The 18,328-nt window shown below is 73.5% G+C and carries 12 protein-coding genes, 1 tRNA gene, 1 pseudogene and 1 riboswitch; of the genes and pseudogenes, 3 read left to right on the forward strand and 11 right to left on the reverse strand.

Features of this window, described 5'->3' with window-relative positions; all coding sequences use genetic code 11:
• The first annotated feature begins 164 nt into the window (after positions 1 to 164).
• On the forward strand, positions 165 to 1,451 hold the full coding sequence (locus PUR56_RS39405) for a hypothetical protein (RefSeq protein WP_329952506.1): 1,287 nt from the start codon (positions 165 to 167) through the stop codon (positions 1,449 to 1,451).
• 32 nt (positions 1,452 to 1,483) lie between these two features.
• On the opposite strand, the gene PUR56_RS39410 is transcribed toward PUR56_RS39405, so the two are convergent.
• Both PUR56_RS39410 and PUR56_RS39415 read right to left on the reverse strand, forming a co-directional pair.
• A complete protein-coding gene (locus PUR56_RS39410; RefSeq protein WP_329952507.1) occupies positions 1,484 to 2,935 on the reverse strand; it encodes an MFS transporter in 1,452 nt (483 codons plus the stop codon).
• Between the two features lie 175 nt (positions 2,936 to 3,110).
• Positions 3,111 to 3,425, reverse strand: a complete 315-nt coding sequence (locus tag PUR56_RS39415; protein ID WP_329883587.1) for a DMT family transporter — start codon at positions 3,423 to 3,425, stop codon at positions 3,111 to 3,113.
• Between the two features lie 44 nt (positions 3,426 to 3,469).
• Positions 3,470 to 3,534, reverse strand: a riboswitch (guanidine-III (ykkC-III) riboswitch).
• A gap of 233 nt (positions 3,535 to 3,767) precedes the next feature.
• Between PUR56_RS39415 and PUR56_RS39420 the strand changes: the two genes are divergently transcribed.
• A tRNA-Cys gene (locus tag PUR56_RS39420) sits at positions 3,768 to 3,842 on the forward strand.
• A gap of 206 nt (positions 3,843 to 4,048) precedes the next feature.
• Here PUR56_RS39420 and PUR56_RS39425 read toward each other — a convergent pair.
• From PUR56_RS39425 to PUR56_RS39450, 6 genes and pseudogenes are all read right to left on the reverse strand, one after another.
• Positions 4,049 to 6,376, reverse strand: a complete 2,328-nt coding sequence (locus tag PUR56_RS39425) for a xanthine dehydrogenase family protein molybdopterin-binding subunit (RefSeq protein ID WP_329883586.1) — start codon at positions 6,374 to 6,376, stop codon at positions 4,049 to 4,051.
• A gap of 739 nt (positions 6,377 to 7,115) precedes the next feature.
• Positions 7,116 to 7,569, reverse strand: a pseudogene (locus PUR56_RS39430) ((2Fe-2S)-binding protein); the annotation flags it as partial.
• Positions 7,570 to 7,643: 74 nt separating this feature from the next.
• The gene (locus PUR56_RS39435; protein WP_329883745.1) at positions 7,644 to 8,510 is read right to left on the reverse strand and encodes an FAD binding domain-containing protein; all 867 of its coding nucleotides are present in this window, start codon (positions 8,508 to 8,510) and stop codon (positions 7,644 to 7,646) included.
• A 377-nt stretch (positions 8,511 to 8,887) separates the two neighbouring features.
• Positions 8,888 to 10,498 (reverse strand): beta-N-acetylhexosaminidase, encoded by a 1,611-nt coding sequence (locus PUR56_RS39440; RefSeq protein WP_329952508.1) that lies wholly within the window; start codon positions 10,496 to 10,498, stop codon positions 8,888 to 8,890.
• 80 nt (positions 10,499 to 10,578) lie between these two features.
• Positions 10,579 to 10,851 (reverse strand): DUF3039 domain-containing protein, encoded by a 273-nt coding sequence (locus tag PUR56_RS39445; RefSeq protein WP_327677380.1) that lies wholly within the window; start codon positions 10,849 to 10,851, stop codon positions 10,579 to 10,581.
• 62 nt (positions 10,852 to 10,913) lie between these two features.
• Entirely contained in the window at positions 10,914 to 11,498 is a 585-nt protein-coding gene (locus PUR56_RS39450) for a YqgE/AlgH family protein (RefSeq protein WP_329883584.1), read from the reverse strand.
• Positions 11,499 to 11,851: 353 nt separating this feature from the next.
• Here PUR56_RS39450 and murA point away from each other — a divergent pair, with 353 nt between their 5' ends.
• Complete coding sequence (murA, locus tag PUR56_RS39455) at positions 11,852 to 13,204, forward strand: UDP-N-acetylglucosamine 1-carboxyvinyltransferase (RefSeq protein WP_329883583.1); 1,353 nt, start codon at positions 11,852 to 11,854, stop codon at positions 13,202 to 13,204.
• 93 nt (positions 13,205 to 13,297) lie between these two features.
• On the opposite strand, the gene PUR56_RS39460 is transcribed toward murA, so the two are convergent.
• From PUR56_RS39460 to PUR56_RS39470, 3 genes are all read right to left on the reverse strand, one after another.
• The gene (locus PUR56_RS39460; protein WP_030308200.1) at positions 13,298 to 13,579 is read right to left on the reverse strand and encodes an HU family DNA-binding protein; all 282 of its coding nucleotides are present in this window, start codon (positions 13,577 to 13,579) and stop codon (positions 13,298 to 13,300) included.
• Positions 13,580 to 14,086: 507 nt separating this feature from the next.
• The gene (locus PUR56_RS39465; protein WP_329952509.1) at positions 14,087 to 15,559 is read right to left on the reverse strand and encodes an NAD-dependent malic enzyme; all 1,473 of its coding nucleotides are present in this window, start codon (positions 15,557 to 15,559) and stop codon (positions 14,087 to 14,089) included.
• Positions 15,560 to 15,942: 383 nt separating this feature from the next.
• Positions 15,943 to 18,258, reverse strand: coding sequence for a HelD family protein (locus tag PUR56_RS39470; RefSeq protein ID WP_329952510.1), 2,316 nt, complete (start codon positions 18,256 to 18,258; stop codon positions 15,943 to 15,945).
• Positions 18,259 to 18,328: the final 70 nt, after the last annotated feature.

Below are 18,328 nucleotides of genomic sequence, written 5' to 3' on the forward strand. Positions count from 1 at the left end.
ACCGTCGACCGAACTTGATCACATGCCATGCTGACCCCGTTCACAGGCCTATCACCGCACTTGTCTGACCGGCCCGCTGTCCGCCTCCGGACAGCCGTGCCCGCCGGCCGTGCCCCGCCTGGTGTGCCCCGCCTCCCCGCGCACGCCCCACGAACGGAGTGACCATGGACGCTCTCTCCCGCCGCACCCTGCTGGCCGCGGGTGCCGCCGGCGCAGCCGCCCTCGCGGCCGGCTGCGGCCGGACCGACGCCGGCGGGCTGACGGGCACCCCGGAGCCGCTGCCGGCCACCCCCGGGGTCGACCAGGCCGGGCCCCCGACCGAGGCCGCGAAGCCACCGGTCACCGTGATCGGCGACGGCTCCACCTCCGACACCGGCCCGCAGCCGAACCAGCCCACCGCCGAACCGCTCGGGCTCGGCGGGCGCCCGCCCCAGTTCGTGGTCTTCTCCTGGGACGGCGCCGGCGAGCTCGACAACGGGCTGTTCGCCCGGTTCCGCCGGCTCGCCACGGAGCACAACGCCTCGATGACCTTCTTCCTCAGCGGCCTGTACCTGCTGCCCGAGTCCAAGAAGGACCTCTACCGCCCCCCGCAGCACAAGGTCGGCGCCTCCGACATCGGCTACCTGAGCGACCAGCACATCCACGACACGCTGGAGAACCTGCACGGCGCCTGGCTGGAGGGCCACGAGATCGGCACCCACTTCAACGGCCACTTCTGCGGCGCCACCGGCGTCGGCCAGTGGTCGCCGGAGGAGTGGGACCACGAGATCCAGCAGGCGATGGACTTCGTCACCAACTGGCGGACCACCACCGGCTTCACCGACCTGCCGGCGCTGCCCTTCGACTACCGCAAGGAGCTGATCGGCAGCCGCACCCCCTGTCTGGAGGGCCAGCGCAACCTGCTGCCCACCGCCGTCAAGCGCGGATGGCGCTACGACAGCAGCGGCAACGGGACGCAGATCTGGCCCCAGAAGATCCAGGGCGGCGCGCTCTGGGACCTCCCCCTGCAGTCCATCCCCTTCCCCGGGCACACCTTCCAGGTGCTCTCGATGGACTACAACATCATGTTCAACCAGTGCGGCAGCAACACCAAGGCCGACCCGGCGCTCCACCCCGGGTACCAGACCCAGGCCCGGGACGCCTACCTGATGGGGTTCGAGCGGGCGTACACCACCAACCGGGCGCCGTTCGTCATCGGCAACCACTTCGAGGAGTGGAACGGCGGCATCTACATGAACGCCGTCGAGGACGTGCTCAGGGCGATCGCCGGCCGCCCGGAGGTCCGGCTGGTCTCGTTCCGGCAGCTGGTCGACTGGCTGGACGCGCAGGACCCGGCGGTGCTGCGCAAGCTGCAGAGCCTCGCCGTCGGCCAGGCCCCGGCCGGCGGCTGGGAGACCTTCCTCGGCTCCCCCGCCCCGGCCCCCGCCCCGGCACCGGCCGCCGTCGGCTGAACCGGCCCCTCCGGACCGGGCCGGGCGGCCCGTCAGATCCGGACCGGGTCGGCCTTCCGGACCCGGCCGGAGACGAGCGCGCCGAGCAGCGCCACCCCGGTCATGACCAGGAAGATCACCGCGAACGCGGTGGTCGTCCCGGTCCCCCCGGCCCCGTCGTGGGCGGCGGTCACCGAGCCGCCGCCCAGCGCCGAGAACAGCACCCCGGACAGCCCCACCAGCAGCACGTTGCCGAGGGCGTCGCTCATCTGCAGCGAGGCCGAGTTGGCCCCGGCGTCCTGCGGCGCCGACAGCTTCATCATCAGCACGCTGACACTCGCCACCGTCAGCCCCATGCCGATCCCGCCGACGCCCCAGGCGACCGCCGCCACCCAGACCGGCACCTCCGGGACCAGCACCAGCGCGGCCCCCGCGATCGCCACCGCGGTCAGCACGAACCCGCCCCGGATCATCGCCTCGCGGTACCGCTCGGCCCGGGGCCGGCCCTGGAGCCAGGAGCCCAGCGCCCAGGAGAGCCCGCCGCTGGTCAGGGTGAGCCCGGCCAGGGTCGGCGAGAGGTCCCGCTCGGTCACCATCATCAGCGGGATGAACGCCTCGGCCGCGAAGAACGCCCCGGCGGCCACCCCGCGCAGCAGGATCACCGTCGGCAGCCCGCGCCCGGCCCGCAGCGTCCCGGTCGGCAGCAGCCCCAGCACGGCCGGGAGCAGCAGCGCCGCACCGGCCGCCGCCGGCAGCAGGCCGAGCAGGTCCAGCCGCTGGCCCGCGTACTGCAGCAGGGCCGCACCGAGCGCGGCCATCGCGGCCAGCACCGTCCGGCGCCGGTCGAACGCGGCGCCCTTCGGCAGCGGCTGTTCCCGCTCCGACCGGCGCAGCGCCGGACCCATCACCGCCAGCGGCAGCAGGATCAGCGCCGGCACGGCCAGGAACACCCAGCGCCAGCCGAGGTGCTGGGTGACGGCCCCGGAGACCACCGGACCGATGATCGAGGGCAGCACCCAGGCCGACGAGAAGGCCGCGAACACCGCCGGCCGCAGCCGCTCCGGGTAGGCCCGGCCGACCACCACGTACAGCGCGACGATCACCAGCCCGCCGCCCAGACCCTGGACCGCCCGGCCCCCCACGAAGATCCACATCCCGGGCGCCGCACCGGCTACCACCAGGCCCGCGCCGAACACCGCGATGCCGGTGAAGAGCGGCTGGAGCGGCCCGCGCCGGTCGCACCACTGGCCGGAGACGACCAGCGCGAACAGCGTCGTGGTGAAGTAACCGGAGAACGCGAAGGCGTACAGCCCGATCCCGTCCAGCTCACGGGCGGCCACCGGCATCGCGGTGTTGACCGCCGTCGCCTCGAAGGCCAGCAGCAGCACCACCGACACGATGCCGAGGGTGAGCGCACGGTAGCGGCTGCCGAGGACCCCTCCACCGGGGTCGGTCGGTATCGGGACGTGGTCAGGGTCGACCGAGGTGGGGGAGGCTGTGGTCATACGTACTACCGTAAGCCCCGTACGCCCCGTTGATACCTGACCGTGGTCGTCACCCGCCTCCGCCGTCGGTCCTAGGACCGACGTCCCGACCGACGTCCCGATCGAGGCCCCTACCGATGCCCCGACGGGTACCGATGCCCCGACGGACGCCCGGGAGCGTGCGCGGGCCGGCGACTCAGTGCAGCACCTTGAGGCCCACCACGCCGGAGACGATCAGGAGCAGGCAGCCGATCCGCGCCGCGGTCACCGCGTCGCCCAGCACGGCCATCCCGTACACGGCCGTCCCCACCGCGCCGATACCGACCCAGACCGCATAGCCGGTACCGATCGGGATCGAGCGCATCGCGTACGCCAGTCCGCCCATGGACAGCGCCAGCGCCACCCCGAAGACGACGGTCGGAACCAGCCGGGAGAAGCCCTTCGACGACTCCAGGGCGACCGCCCACACGGTCTCCAGGACGCCGGAAACGATCAGAACGAGCCAAGCCATGACGGTCGTACCTCCGCAGTCAGCAGCGGCCGGGTTGCCGCTGTGCTGCGCCGTCTTGTCGTCACCGGGTACGACGCGCTCGTCCGGGGCGGCCGGAAGGGGCCACCTGTCTTCGACCGTAGCACACCCCGCCACACAGAATTTACAAATGGATATTGACGTTCCACTGCTCATTCCGCCAAACTGAATTCACCAACACGGCGAACGACGACAAGGAGTCGGACATGGACAGGAAGACGGTGGCCTCCGCGCCCCGCACCTGCGCCGCCGCTCCCCGGTGTTGTCGCGCCTGTCGCTGCTGCCGCCGCGCCTGATCGCCGCCGCAGTCCAGTCTCACCCCACGGCCGTGTGCCCGAGTGGTTTAGGGAACCGCCTGCAAAGCGGTTTACACGGGTTCGATTCCCGTCATGGCCTCCACCAAAAGAATTGCCGGTCGGCGCCCGATAGGCCGACCGGCAATTCTTCATGCTTTTTCACGGCTTTTCCGGGCCGATTTTCCGACGAATTCCCCGTCGTGCCCCGACCGTGCCCCGAGCATTCCCCGTTCGCGGTCCCGTTGGCCGTCCCGGGCTCCGGGAGCCCGGGACGGCGGACCCGGAAGCCGGTTCCGCCGCCCCCGGGGCTCAGCCGGTGACGGCGTCCTCGGGCCGGATCGGCAGCCGGCCGACCGGCAGTCCGGTGGCCGCGCGGACGGCGGCGGCCACCGCCGCCGGGGCCGTCACGGCGGGGACGGCACTGACCGCCTTGGCACCGAACGAGGCGACCACGTCACGCTCCTCCAGCAGTGCGGCGATCCGGATCTCCGGGGTGTCCAGCGCGGTCGGCAGCCGGTAGCCGGTCAGCGAGGGGTTGAGCAGCAGGCCCCCCTCGGTCCGCAGCTCCTCCAGCAGCGCCAGGCCGACGCCCTGGGCGACGCCCGCCTCGATCCGGTCCTCGATCTGGCGCGGGTTCAGCGCCCTGCCGACGTCCTGGGCGACGGTCATCTCGACCACCCGGACGGCGCCGAGCTCGATGTCCACGTCCACCACCGCGCGCATCGCGCAGAACGCGATCGACACGAAGGCGTCGCCCTGGCCGGCCTCGTTCAGGGGCTCGGTCGGATGCGGGCGGCACTGCGCCGTGGCCCAGAGCTCCTTGCCCTCCAGCGCCTCCGCGACCGGCATGCCGAGCACCCCGTCGTACGAGGTGATCTTGCCGTCGGCGATCTGCAGCAGCTCCACCGACATGCCGAAGTTGGCGGCGATCGGCTGGAGCAGCTGGTGGCGGACCATCAGCGCGGCCCGCTCGACCGCGCCGCCGGAGACCCAGGTGTGCCGGCCGCGGGCGGACGGCCCGGCCACCGACTGGTCGCTGTCGGCCGGCGCGATGTAGACCTCGCTCACGCCGAGCACCGTCTGGACGATCTGCCGGGCCAGCGTCGCGAAGCCGTGGCCCGCGTCGACCGCCGCGCAGATCACCGTCGCGTGGTCGCCGCTGACCCGGACGGTCGCGGTGGAGACCTCGTCCTCGCCCTCGGCGCCCAGCATGTGCACCATGCCCAGCGCGTAGCCGATCCCGCGCCGCACCGCCGCCGGGTCGCCGGCGCCGCCGGGCCCGCCCGGCAGCAGCCACTCGGCGTCCGGGTCGTCCACCGGCAGGGCCGGCAGCGGCTCCTCGGCGACCGCCTCCAGCAGCGCGCTCACCGGGGCCGGGCAGGTGACGGCCTGTCCGGTGGGCAGCGGATCACCGGTGGCCATCACGTTGCGGCGGCGGATCTCCACCAGGTCGACGCCGATCCGGGCGGCCAGCTGGTCCAGCTGCGACTCGTAGGCGAAGCAGGTCTGGAGCGCGCCCTCGCCGCGCATCCGGCCGGCCGGCGGGTTGTTGGTGCGCACCGCCCAGGCGTCCACGAAGACGTTGGGGCAGTTGTACGGGCCCACCGAGAAGGCGGCGGCGGCGGCCAGCGCCTCGGCGGAGACGTCCGCGTAGGCGCCGCCGTCCAGCAGGATCTGCGCCTCGACCTTGACCAGCCGGCCCTCGGCGTCGGCGTGGTGGCGGTAGCGCAGCAGGGCCGGGTGGCGCGAGGTGTGGGTGTGGAAGGACTCCTCGCGGGTGAGCGTCATCTTCACCGGGCGGCCGGTGCGCAGCGCCAGCAGCGCCATGGTGACCTGGAAGGAGAGGTCCTCGCGGTCGGAGGTGGCGCCGGGCACGCCCGTCACCACCAGCCGGACCCGGTCCGGCTCCAGACCGAGGCAGGCGGCGGTCCGGTCGCGGTCGCCGTGCGGATCGGTGGAGGACAGGTGCAGCTCGACGCCGCCGTCCGGACGCGGCACGGCCAGGCCGGCCTCCGCGCCGAGCGGCGCCGGGTCCTGCCGGCCGACCTGGTACAGGCCCTCGACCACGACCTCGCCGACCGCCTCCGGGTCGCCGGTGCGCAGCGGCAGGTGGCGGAAGAGGTTGCCGTCCGGGTGCAGCGGCGGGGCGGTGAAGGACTGCTCGGGGTCGGTGACGGCGTCCAGCGGCTCGTAGTCGACGGCGATCAGGCCGACCGCGAGCCGAGCGGTGTCGGGGTGGTCGGCCGCGACGGCGGCGACCGGCTCGCCGTGGTGGCGGACCACGCCGGCGGCCAGCACCGGGCGGTCGGCGACGATCGGCCCGGCCGGGGCGCCGTCGGGGCTGCCGTCCGGCCCGGCGGGCAGGTCGGCGGCGGTGACCACGGCGTGCACGCCGGGCAGCGCGAGCGCGGCCGAGGTGTCGATGCCGCGGATCCGGGCGTGCGGATGCGGCGAGCGCAGGACCGCGCCCCAGAGCAGGCCCTCGGCCCAGAGGTCCGCGGCGTACGGGTAGATGCCGAGCGCCTTCGGCAGGGCGTCGCTGCGCAGCGGGGAACTGCCCAGGCCGAACGGCTCCGCCGCACCGCCCTGGTCGCCGTCCTGCTGGGGTGCTGCGCCGATGTCGGTAGGCGACGTCATGATGCGTGGTCGTCCTCGGGGAGCCGGATGCCGTGGGCGGGGGTGGCGCCGTACGGGACGCCGGCGGGGGCGGCGCCCTCGGCCGGGGCACCGTGCGGGGGCGCGGGGACGTACGGCGTGCCGTGCGCGGGGGTGCCGTCGTAGCCCGGGTTCGGGAAGCCCTGGCCGTCGTAGCCCGGGAGCGGGGTGCCGTGGGCCGGGGTGCCGTGCACCGGAGCGGTCTCGTACACCGGGCCGTCGTACGGCGAGGCGTTGTCGTAGCCGGGCTGCTGCGGGTAGCCGCCCGCCTCGGGGTAGCCGCCGGGTCCGGGCAGGTAGGTGCCGTGGGCGGGGGTGGTGCCCGGGTAGGGCTGCTCGGGGTAGCCCGGGGCCGGGTAGTAGCCGGTGCCGTCGCCAGCGGGCGGGGCGGGGACGTCGCGGATCGGGGCGAGCACGGTGGTGTCGTACACGCCGGTGTCGTAGCCGCCCTGGCCGTCGGGGACGCCGTACTGCATGCCGACGCCGACGCCGGTCCCGGCGGTGGTCGGGGTCTCCTCGGCCTGCGGCTGCGGGACGTGCTCGATCCAGACGTCGTCGGTGTACACCGGCAGGTCGCCGGCGGCCGTCGCGGCGACGGGCGCGGCTGCGGGCGGTCCGGGGACCGGCTCCGCGGCCGTCGGGGCGGGCGCGGCGGCGGGTGCGGCCTCCGCGGCGGGCGCCGTCCCCTCCGCCGGTTCGCCGTCCGAGGCGCGCGCGTCGGCGACGGTCTGCACGGCGGCCAGCACGCCCCGGTACCCGGTGCAGCGGCAGAGGTTTCCGCAGAGCGCCTGACGCGCCTCGACCTCGGTGGGCCGGTGGTTGCGCTGGAGCAGGTCGTGCACGGCCATCGCCAGGCCGGGCGTGCAGTAGCCGCACTGCACCGCGCCGGACTCGGCCAGGGCCTGCTGGACGTCGCTGGCGCCGCCGGCTGCGGACAGCCCCTCGACGGTGTTGATCTCGCTGTCCTGGGCCAGCGCGGCGGGCACCAGGCAGCCGGCCACCAGCTGCCCGTCCACCTGGACCGAGCAGGCTCCGCACTCGCCCTGCTCGCAGCCGTCCTTGGCACCGGCCAGGCCGAGCCGCTCGCGCAGCACGTAGAGCAGGCTCTCGCCGATCCAGGCGTCGGTGACGGGCCGTTCGAAGCCGTTGACCCGCAGGGTGTACGAGGTGCAGGGGCGCAGCTCGCGGCTGACCTGCGGCGCGTGGTCCAGGGGGCTCGCGTCGAGGGTCTCGATGGGGTGGTCTGTGGTCACTTGAGCGCCCTTCCCAGTGCCCGGCGGGCCAGCACCGATACGGTACGCCGCAGCCGCACCGCGGCCGCGCTCGGCCCCTCGGTGACGGCCTCCCAGGAGCCCTCGGCGCCGTAGCTGTCGGGCACGCAGGCGGCGGCCACGTACTCGCCGAAGGCGGCCGTCGCGGCGGGGTCGATCTCCCGCGAACCGTCCCAGTCGATGCAGCCGGCGACCCAGGCCTCGGCCTCCAGCGGTCGCAGCGGCACCGGGGCGACGGCACCGACGGCGCAGCGGACGGCGCGCCGGGCGGGGTCGAGGACGAGGGCGACCGAGGCGGTGGCGCGGGCCGGGCCGCTGCGGCCGGTGGCCTTGAGGTAGACCTGCGGGGCGTGCAGCAGCGGGACGCGCACCCAGGTGAGCAGTTCGCCGGGGCGCACCGGGTCGAGGCCGGTGAGCAGGTGGCTGACCGGGACCTCGCGGGTGGCGCCGGCCCGGGCGAGGGTGACGCTGGCCTCCAGCGCGGCGAGCACCGGGAGGGTGTCGCCGGCCGGGGCGGCGGTGGCGATGTTGCCGCCGAGGGTGCCGACGTTGCGGACCTGCGGCGGTCCGGCGGTGCGGGCGGCGTCGGCGAGCGCGGGGATCAGCGCGGCGAAGTCGGGGCGGTCCATCCGTGCGTGGGTGAGCCCGGCCCCCAGGACGGCGGTGCCGCCGTCCTCGTAGCGCCAGCCGCGGAGTTCGGTGATCCGGCCCAGGCCGACCAGGGCGGCGGGGCGCAGCCGCCCGGCGTTGACGGCCTCCATCAGGTCGGTGGCGCCGGCCACCGGCACCGCGGCCGGGTGGGAGGCCAGCGCTTCTACGGCCTCGTCGAGGGAGGCCGGCAGCATGATCGTCCGGTTCACCTGGGTCCCACCGTGCTCCACTTGCTCATCGATCGCCTGCCGCCCGCGGCCCTCGGCCGGGGTGTCCGCTGCGGCAGTCCGGCCTGGCCCGTAGGGTACGGGCGATCGGGCCGGGTTGGGCAACTCTGGCACACAATGCTCGATGATCATTCCGGGTCGGGCGAACGGTACTGCCCGATTGGGACCGATACCGGGCGGTATCTGCTCCGGTTCGATACGAACCGGAGCAGATATTCATCTCTTCTTGACGTCCGACGACCGCTCAGAAGTTCCCGCCCGCCACACCCGCCCGGCACGCCCCGCGCGCCGCGCCCGCCCGCGGGGTCCCGCCGGCTGCGGGACCCCACGTCCGGGCCGCCCCGTCAGACCAGCGGCGGAAGCCCCTCGATCGGCCGTCCCAGCACCCCGGGCCACTTCTGCCAGGGGTGCGGACCGCCGGCCGGCCGGTACTCGACGCCGAGCGCGTCCAGCACCTCCCGGTGGGCCTCCATCCGCTGCTCGAAGCCGGCGAAGTCGCGCTCCGCGGGATCGGCCGGCAGCGCGGACCAGGCGACCTCGGCGAAGGCCACGAGCCGGGGGAAGGCCCGGTAGTCGATGTCCCGGGCGCTGTCCATGAACTCGCTCCACAGGTTGGCCTGGGTGCCGATCACCCGCCGGGCGGCCACCTCGTCGAGCTGCGCCGGCACCGGCTCGAAGCGGTAGACGTCCTCCAGGGTCCGGACGAAGCCGACCGGGATCGGCTCGTCCTCCCCCGAAGCCTGCCGGTGGTCCAGGTAGACGTGCTGCTCGGGGCACATCACCACGTCGTGCCCGGCCTCGGCGGCGGCGATCCCGCCGCCGTAGCCGCGCCAGGAGGAGACCGCGGCGCCGGGCGCCAGTCCGCCCTCCAGGATCTCGTCCCAGCCGATCAGCCGGCGGCCCCGCTCGGCGAGCCAGCCGTCGAAGTGCCGGATGATGTGGCTCTGCAGCTCGTCCTCGTTGGCCAGGCCGAGTTCGCGGATCCGCGCCTGCGCGGCGGCGCTCTCCTTCCACTGCTCCTTGGGGCACTCGTCGCCGCCGAGGTGGACGAACTCGGACGGGAAGAGCTCCAGGACCTCCTCCAGCACCCCCTCGAAGAACCGGAGGGTGGCCTCGGAGGGGTTGAGCACGTTCTGGCTGACGCCCCAGTCGGTCCAGACCCCGAGCGCCGCGGTGTCCACCACATCGGTGTTGCCCAGCTCGGGGTAGGCGACCACGGCGGCCTGGGTGTGGCCCGGCAGGTCGATCTCCGGGACGACGGTGACGCCCCGTTCGGCGGCGTAGGCGACGATCTCGCGGAGGTCGTCCTGGGTGTAGAAGCCGCCGTGCGGGCGGTCGTCGCGGCGCTCGCCGGCCCGGAAGCCGACCATCGAGCGCTCGCGCCAGGAGGCCAGCTCGGTGAGCCGCGGGTAGCGCTTGATCTCCACCCGCCAGCCCTGGTCGTCGGTCAGGTGCAGGTGCAGCACGTTGAGCTTGTGCGCGGAGAGCTGGTCCACGAAGCGGAGCACGTCGGACTTGGGCAGGAAGTGCCGGGCGACGTCCAGCAGGACGCCGCGCCAGCCGAACCGCGGCGCGTCCTCGATGTCGGTGCCGGGCAGCACCCAGCCGGCGGAGCGCAGCGGAGCGCGCCGGTAGGCGTCCGGGCCGAGCAGCCGGCGCAGCGTCTGGGCGCCCCAGAGCGCGCCGGCCGGCCCGCCGGCGGTGATCACGGCGTGGCCGGGGCGCACCGAGAGCCGGTACGCCTCGCCGGCCAGCGTCTCGTCGAGGACCAGTTCGACTCCCTCCCCGGGCCGGCCCGGGGCCAGCGGAAGGCCGGTGGCGGCGGCCAGTGAGGAGCGCAGCCACCGTTCGGCCCCGGCCAGCGCCGGCGGCGCGGTCAGGGTGGTGGTCTGGTCGAGGGAGAAGTCCTGGTCCGGGAGGCGGACGGAGCTCAAGGGGGCGGGTATGAGGTCCATTCCGCCATCCTGCCCCCGGCCCGTCCACGGGCATAGACCAGTTTGCAAAATGGTCCAGACCTCACATGCGGGGCAGGCCGCTACTTGTCGTCGCCGCCCTGCGGCTTGCCGATGCCGTCGTAGATCTCCTTGCACATCGGACACACCGGGTACTTCTTCGGGTCGCGCCCGGGCACCCACACCTTGCCGCACAGCGCCACCACGGGGGACCCGGAGAGCGCGCTCTCCATGATCTTGTCCTTCTGGACGTAGTGGGCGAAGCGCTCGTGGTCGCCGTCCCCGTTGGACACCTGCGGGACGGGCTCGACCAGGGTGCCGGTGCCGAGGCCGCGCTCGGGCTCAAGAGTGCTCATAGGTGCCAAGTCTATGGGCGCCCCGCAAAACCGGGCCAGTGTCGCGACGGGAGCCGCTCCGGTCAGTTCAGGGTGGGGTCGTCGGGGTACGTCGCGAGCAGCGCCATCGGGCCGCGCTGGCGGCGCAGCACCGCGCGCCAGAGCCGTTCCGGCTCCGGGCTGGAGATGTCCCCCGGCTCGCAGTCCACCAGGTACCAGGCGCCGCTGGTGACCTCGGACTCCAGCTGCCCGGGCGCCCAGCCCGCGTACCCGGCGAAGATCCGCAGCGCCCCGAGCTCGCCGGCCAGCACCTCGGGCGGCGCCTCCAGGTCGACCAGGCCGATCGCGCCGTGCACCCTCCGCCAGCCGAGCGGTTCGCCGGTGCCCGGCTCCCCCGGCGCCACGGCCAGCCCGAGCGCCGAGTCCAGTGCCACCGGTCCGCCCTGGAACACCACGGCCGGCTGCCCCACCAGCACGCCCCAGCCGTCCAGCACGCTGCCCACCTCGATCGGCGTCGGCCGGTTGAGGACCACACCGAGCGCCCCCTCGACGTCGTGGTCGAGGAGGAGCACCACCGCCCGGGCGAAGTTGGGGTCGGTGAGCACGGGCGTCGCGACGAGCAAGCGGCCGGTGTGGGACCGGCCTCCGTGCGAATGGGCCGCCGTCATGCCTCACATGATCCCGCAGACCCCCGGGGGCGGACACCCGAAACCGGGGACCGGCCGAGGACCCGCAGGGCAATCAGCGGTCCGCCGGGCCGACACCCGGTCGACACCCGGCGAACACGCGGCGAACACCCGTACGGGCGTACCGGCGCGCGGCCCGCGGCCCGGGGAGAGCACCATCACGGGAGAGGCTCACGGGAACCGTCGGCGCGACCACTACCATCTACTGATGGTGGACGCCCCTCCACGGTGCCGACTCGGTCACGCCGGGGGCCCGACTCGTCCGTGAAACGGTCCACCGCACGGCTCCTCGCAGAGCCCCACCCACTCCTCTGGCACCCCGGATTGCGAGAACGATGACCGACGACGTCCTGCTGGTCCACGGCGGAAACCCGCTCGAAGGCGAGATCCGCGTCCGCGGTGCGAAGAACCTGGTCCCCAAGGCCATGGTCGCCGCCCTGCTCGGCCAGGGACCCAGCAGACTGCGCAACGTCCCGGACATCCGCGACGTCAAGGTGGTCCGCGGTCTGCTCCAGCTGCACGGGGTCACCGTGCGCACCGGCGACGAAGAGGGTGAGCTGATCCTCGACCCGTCCCACGTGGAGAGCGCCAACGTCGCCGACATCGACGCGCACGCGGGCTCCTCGCGGATCCCGATCCTCTTCTGCGGCCCGCTGCTGCACCGGCTCGGCCACGCCTTCATCCCGGGCCTCGGCGGCTGCGACATCGGCGGCCGGCCGGTCGACTTCCACTTCGAGGTGCTCCGCCAGTTCGGCGCGACCATCGAGAAGCACCCGCAGGGCACCTACCTGGTGGCCCAGCAGCGGCTGCGCGGCACCCGGATCGAGCTGCCCTACCCGTCGGTCGGCGCCACCGAGCAGGTGCTGCTCACCGCCGTCCTCGCCGAGGGCGTCACCGAGCTGCGCAACGCCGCCATCGAGCCGGAGATCGTCGACCTGATCTGCGTGCTGCAGAAGATGGGCTCGATCATCTCGATGGGCACCGACCGCACCATCCTGATCACCGGCGTCGACGAGCTGAACGGCTACAACCACCGCGCGCTGCCGGACCGCCTGGAGTCCGCCTCCTGGGCCTGCGCGGCCCTGGCCACCAAGGGCGACATCTACGTCCGCGGTGCCCGCCAGCTGGAGATGATGACCTTCCTCAACACCTTCCGGAAGGTCGGCGGCGCCTTCGAGGTGGACGACGAGGGCATCCGGTTCTGGCACCCGGGCGGCGAGCTCAAGGCGATCGCCCTGGAGACCGACGTGCACCCGGGCTTCCAGACCGACTGGCAGCAGCCGCTGGTGGTCGCGCTGACCCAGGCGGCCGGCCTGTCCATCGTCCACGAGACGGTGTACGAGTCGCGGCTCGGATTCACCGGCGCGTTGAACCAGATGGGTGCCCACATCCAGCTCTACCGCGAGTGCCTGGGCGCCACCCCGTGCCGCTTCGGCGCCCGCAACTTCCTGCACTCCGCGGTGGTCTCCGGGCCGTCCAAGCTGATGGGCTCCGAGCTGGTCATCCCGGACCTGCGCGGCGGCTTCTCGTACCTGATCGCGGCGCTGGCGGCCGAGGGCACCTCGACCGTGCACGGCATCGACCTGATCAACCGCGGCTACGAGAACTTCATGGACAAGCTGCGCGACCTCGGCGCCCACGTCGAGCTGCCCAACGGACTCCCGAGCGAGCAGCTGGTCGGCGCCTGACCGGTCCGTCGGCCGCCGCCCGGCGGCGGCCGACGGCGAGAGGCCGGGCCCCCCTCACGGGGAGCCCGGCCTCTCAGGCGTTCAAGGGGTGGTTCAGGCGCCCTTGGCGGCTTCCTTCAGCTTGGAGCCGGCGCTGACCTTGGCGCTGTAACCCTCGGGGATCTGGATCGGCTCGCCGGTCTGCGGGTTGCGGGCGGTGCGGGCGGCGCGGTGGGTGCGCTCGAAGGTCAGGAAACCGGGGATGGTGACCTTCTCGTCGCCCTTGGCGACGACCTCGCCGACGATCTCGGCGAAGGCGGCCAGAACGGCGTCGGCGTCCTTGCGGGTCACCTCGGCGCGCTCGGACAGCGCGGCCACCAGCTCACTGCGGTTCATGTGTACTCCTGTGGTCTGTTCGCTTGCGGTGTGCGGGGGCCCATCGGTGCTCCCACCGGGGGGCACCCGGATGGGCCGCAGGTCCGCACACTGTGCTCATGCAGGCAATGCGTGGTCGCGGGCCGGGTCCGCACCCAGTGCCGCGCGCCGTGCCCTCGAAGGCCCGCCTGCCTGCCCGGATACGAATCCTGCCCCGACCGGCCCCGAGAAAGCCAATCGGGCCCCGGCGTCACGACCCGAACAGCGCCCGCCCGCCGGAGGTGTGACGCTCCGTCGGCTCCGGCGGACCGGGCGCGGGCGGCGGTCGGGACGACGCGCCGGAAGACCAGGGGGACGTTCCGTACTTGTCGGACACGCCTGCCCCGTGCAGGGCTACCGTACGCCCTAGGTCCGACAAGCCCAAACACGCCCCTCGCCCTTGTGTCGCAAGGGTTCGGGGCGGGATTGGGCGGGTAAGGTCGCTATTCGGTCATTTGACCGATGCGCGACACGGGCCGAGCGGCCCGGTCAGAGCTTGACGGAGGGGAAGGACGAGGTGTCGAGCGTCCCCACGATGCCCGGGGTCGGCCGCCACGGGGCGGGCGCCTCCGAGGCGGCGGCCAGGGCGGCGTCCCGGACGGCGGAGGCCACGGTCTTGGCGACGTCCTTGTGGAACACGCTCGGGATGATGTAGTTCGGGTTCCGCTCGTCGTCGCCGACGGTGGCGGCCAGCGCCCGGGCGGCGGCGATCATCATCTCGGTGTTGACCGTGCGGCTCTGGGCGTCCAGCAGGCCGCGGAAGACACCCGGGAAGACCAGCACGTTGTTGATCTGGTTCGGGAAGTCGCTGCGGCCGGTGGCGACCACCGCGGCGGTCTGGCGGGCCACCGCCGGGTCGACCTCCGGGTCCGGGTTGGCCAGCGCGAAGACGATCGCGTCCTCGGCCATGGTGGCCAGGTCGTCGCCGTCCAGCACGTTCGGGGCCGAGACGCCGATGAAGACGTCGGCGTCCGCCACGGCCTCCTTGAGGCTGCCGGTGCGGCCCGAGCGGTTGGTGTGCTCGGCGATCCAGCGCAGGCTCTCGTTGAGGTCGTCGCGGCCCTCGTGGACCACGCCCCTCACGTCCGCCACCGTGGCGTGCTCGACGCCGGCGGCCAGCAGCAGCTTGAGGATCGCGGTACCGGCGGCGCCGGCGCCCGACATCACCACCCGGATGTCGGCGATCTCCTTGCCGACCACCTTGAGCGCGTTGGTGAGGGCCGCCAGCACCACGATCGCGGTGCCGTGCTGGTCGTCGTGGAAGACCGGGATGTCCAGGGCCTCGCGCAGCCGGGCCTCGATCTCGAAGCAGCGCGGCGCCGAGATGTCCTCCAGGTTGATGCCGGCGAAGCCCGGGGCGATCGCCTTGACGACGGCCACGATCTCGTCGGTGTCCTGGGTGTCCAGGCAGATCGGCCAGGCGTCGATGCCGGCGAACCGCTTGAACAGGGCGGCCTTGCCCTCCATCACCGGCAGGGCGGCGGCCGGACCGATGTTGCCCAGGCCCAGCACGGCCGAGCCGTCGGTGACCACGGCGACGCTGTTGCGCTTGATCGTGAGGCGGCGCGCGTCCTCGGGGTTCTCGGCGATCGCCAGGCAGACCCGGGCGACCCCCGGGGTGTAGATCATCGAGAGGTCGTCACGGTTGCGGATCGGCAGCTTCGAGGACATCTCGATCTTGCCGCCGAGGTGCATCAGGAAGGTCCGGTCCGACACCTTGCCGATCGCCACGCCGTCGATGGCCCGGAGCTTCTCGACGATCTCCTCGCCGTGCGCGACCGAGAAGGCGGCCACCGTCACGTCGATCCGCAGCGCCTCCAGGCCGGAGGCGGTCACGTCGAGACCCGTCACCGAACCGCCGGAGGACTCGACCGCCGTGGTGATCGCGCTGACGGCGTTGCCTCTGGCCGGAACCTCCAGCCGCACCGTGATCGAGTTCGAGACACTGGGCACCGTCGCCATCGACGTTCCTTCTTCCGTCCGTCCGTCTGCGAGTTCAACAAAATGTTGAGGGCTCTCGCCTGCGCATGCTAGACCTCGATCGTCGCACCTACCAGGGCGTAGTCAGAAATAACGTTCATTGAGTGTGCGGACCCGACAACTTCTTGCCTCAGCGGCCCGATGCGTTACATTGGACGGGACACCGGCTCGATCCAAGCCCCCGGGCCCAACCTTCGTCCCTTCGAGGGACCACTTGCCGCGAGGCGAGCATGGCGGGTCGGTGTCGTAGCTTCTGAAGGCCCCTCACCCGGCGGGTGAGGGGCCTTCGGTGTCGACGGGGGCCGTCGGCGCGCCGGGGACGCACCCGTCGGGCGGGCCCCGGCGAGGGCCCGCCCGACGGCCCGTCAGTCGCGCAGCAGCGCGGGCACGCCGGCCGCGTCCGGCAGGTCGTCCGGACCGGACAGCACCGTCAGCCGCTGGGTGGCCCGGGTCAGCGCCACGTAGAGCACCCGCAGCCCCGCCTCCGACTCCCCGGCGATGCCGGTCGGGTCGGCGACCACGGTCGCGTCGTACTCCAGGCCCTTGGCCTCCAGGCTGCCCAGCGCCACCACGCGCTCGCCCAGCCCCGCGGTCCAGCCGGCCGCCTCGGCCCGCCGGTCCATCGGCACCACGACGGCCACCGTGCCGTCCACCTCGCCCAGCAGCCGCTCCAGCTCGGCCCGGCACGCCGCGCCGAACGCCTCCGGCGCCGGGTCGGTCACCGCCGTGAACCGCGGCTCGACACCCACGTGCCGCACCGCGCTCGGTGACGGCGTGCCGGGCGCCGCCAGGGCCAGGACCTTGGCCGCCACCTCCGCGATCTCGGCCGGGTTCCGGTAGTTCACCGTCAGCGTGTAGCGGCGGCGCGGCTTGCCGGACAGCACGTCGTCCAGCGCGGCCTGGGCCTCCTGCGGGAACGGCCAGGAGGACTGCGCCGGGTCGCCGACGATGGTCCACGTGGCCGTCCGGGCCCGGCGGCCGATCATCCGCCACTGCATCGGGGTGAGGTCCTGCGCCTCGTCGACGATGATGTGCGCGTACTCGGTGCGCTCCAGCGGCATGCGGTCGCGCTGCCTCGACGAGCGGTCGGCGAAGGTGGTGACCTCCTCCAGCCCGGTCAGCAGGTCCACCGCGTCGACCTCGCGCACCTTCGGCCGGGCCGCCTCGCCGAGCAGCACCTGCAGCTCGTCCACCAGCGCCACGTCGTGCGCGGAGAGCGCGCCCTCGCCCTGCTCGGACAGGTGCCGCCAGGACTCGGCCAGCACCCTCGCCTCCTCGGGGGTGACGGCGCGGCGGGCGATCCGGTTGGTGTGCCGGGTCCGCTTCAGCGTGCCGAGCACCCGGCGCGGGGTGACCACGGGCCACCAGGCGTCCAGGAAGTTCAGGAACGGCGGCTCGTCCGAGACGTAGTCGTCGAAGGACTCCTTCTCCTCCTGACGCTGCTCGCGGGCGTAGTGGTCGGTGGGTCTGGGCAGGTGGCGGGTGACCTCCTGCCAGAGCGCGTCCAGCAGCAGCCGGCGGGCCCGCGGGCGGAGCAGGTTCAGCGGGGTGCCGCCCGAGCCGATGACGTTGCCGCGCACCGCCTTGAGCCGGCCGGCGTCCAGCCGCAGCACCTCGCCGCGCGCGACCACCTTCAGCTCCTGCGGCGCGCCCAGCTCCAGCACGCCCCGGGCGGCCCGGCGCAGCAGGTGCGTCATCCGGGCCGAGCCCTTGATCCGGGCCGCCTCCGGGGTGTCGTAGGTGCCCGCCTCGATGCCGTCCACCAGCGAACCGACCGCGCGGACGGCGACCTGGCCCTCCTCGCCCAGCGAGGGCAGCACGCCCTCGGTGTAGGAGACCAGCAGCGGGGTCGGCGAGACCACCAGGATGCCCCCGGCGTAGCGGCGGCGGTCCTGGTAGAGCAGGAAGGCGGCGCGGTGCAGGGCCACGGCGGTCTTGCCGGTACCGGGCCCGCCGGTGACGAGCGTGGCCCCGGCCGCGGGGGCGCGGATCACCTCGTCCTGCTCCTTCTGGATGGAGGAGACGATGTCGCGCATCGAGTGGCTGCGGGCGCGGCCCAGGGAGGCCATCAGTGCGCCGTCGCCGACCACCGCCAGTTCCTCGCCGCCCAGCGTGGGCGTGAGGTCGGGGCGGAGCAGGTCGTCCTCGACGCCGATCACCTTGCGGCCCTTGGAGCGGATCACCCGGCGGCGGATCACCCGACCGGGCTCCAGCGGGGTCGACCGGTAGAACGGCGCCGCGGCCGGGGCCCGCCAGTCGATCACCAGCGGCCCGTACTCGGCGTCCAGCACTCCGAGCCGGCCGATGTGCAGGGTCTCGGCGACGGCCGGGTCGGCCGGGTCGAGCGGGGTGTTGGAGGGGATGCCGTGCTCCTCCGGGGCATCCGGCTGTTGGAGGTCGATCCGACCGAAGAGGAAGTCCTCGAACTCGTTGTTGAGCCGCTGGAGGTGCGCGCCGGCCCGGTACACCTGGGCGTCCCGCTCGGCGAGCGCGCCGGGGGTGCCGACGTGCACGCGCTTGGCGGCGTCCTCCAGGATGTACTCGGCCTCGGCGAGTTTCTCCTCCAGGCGGTGGTAGACGGTGTCGAGGTGGCGCTGCTCCCCGGCGATCTCTCGCGCGCGGACCGTCTCGTGGTCGATGGCGGCGCTGCCCGTGTTGCTGGTGTCCGTGTTGCTCTGCATGGCCTCGGTGGTTGCGGCGGGAGTCCGGCTCTGGGAAACGAGCGGACGGAAGATCCTACGCCGCGACCGC

The sequence above is a fragment of the Streptomyces sp. BE303 genome (genome assembly GCF_036290945.1).
In the GTDB taxonomy this organism is placed as follows: Bacteria; Actinomycetota; Actinomycetes; order Streptomycetales; family Streptomycetaceae; genus Kitasatospora.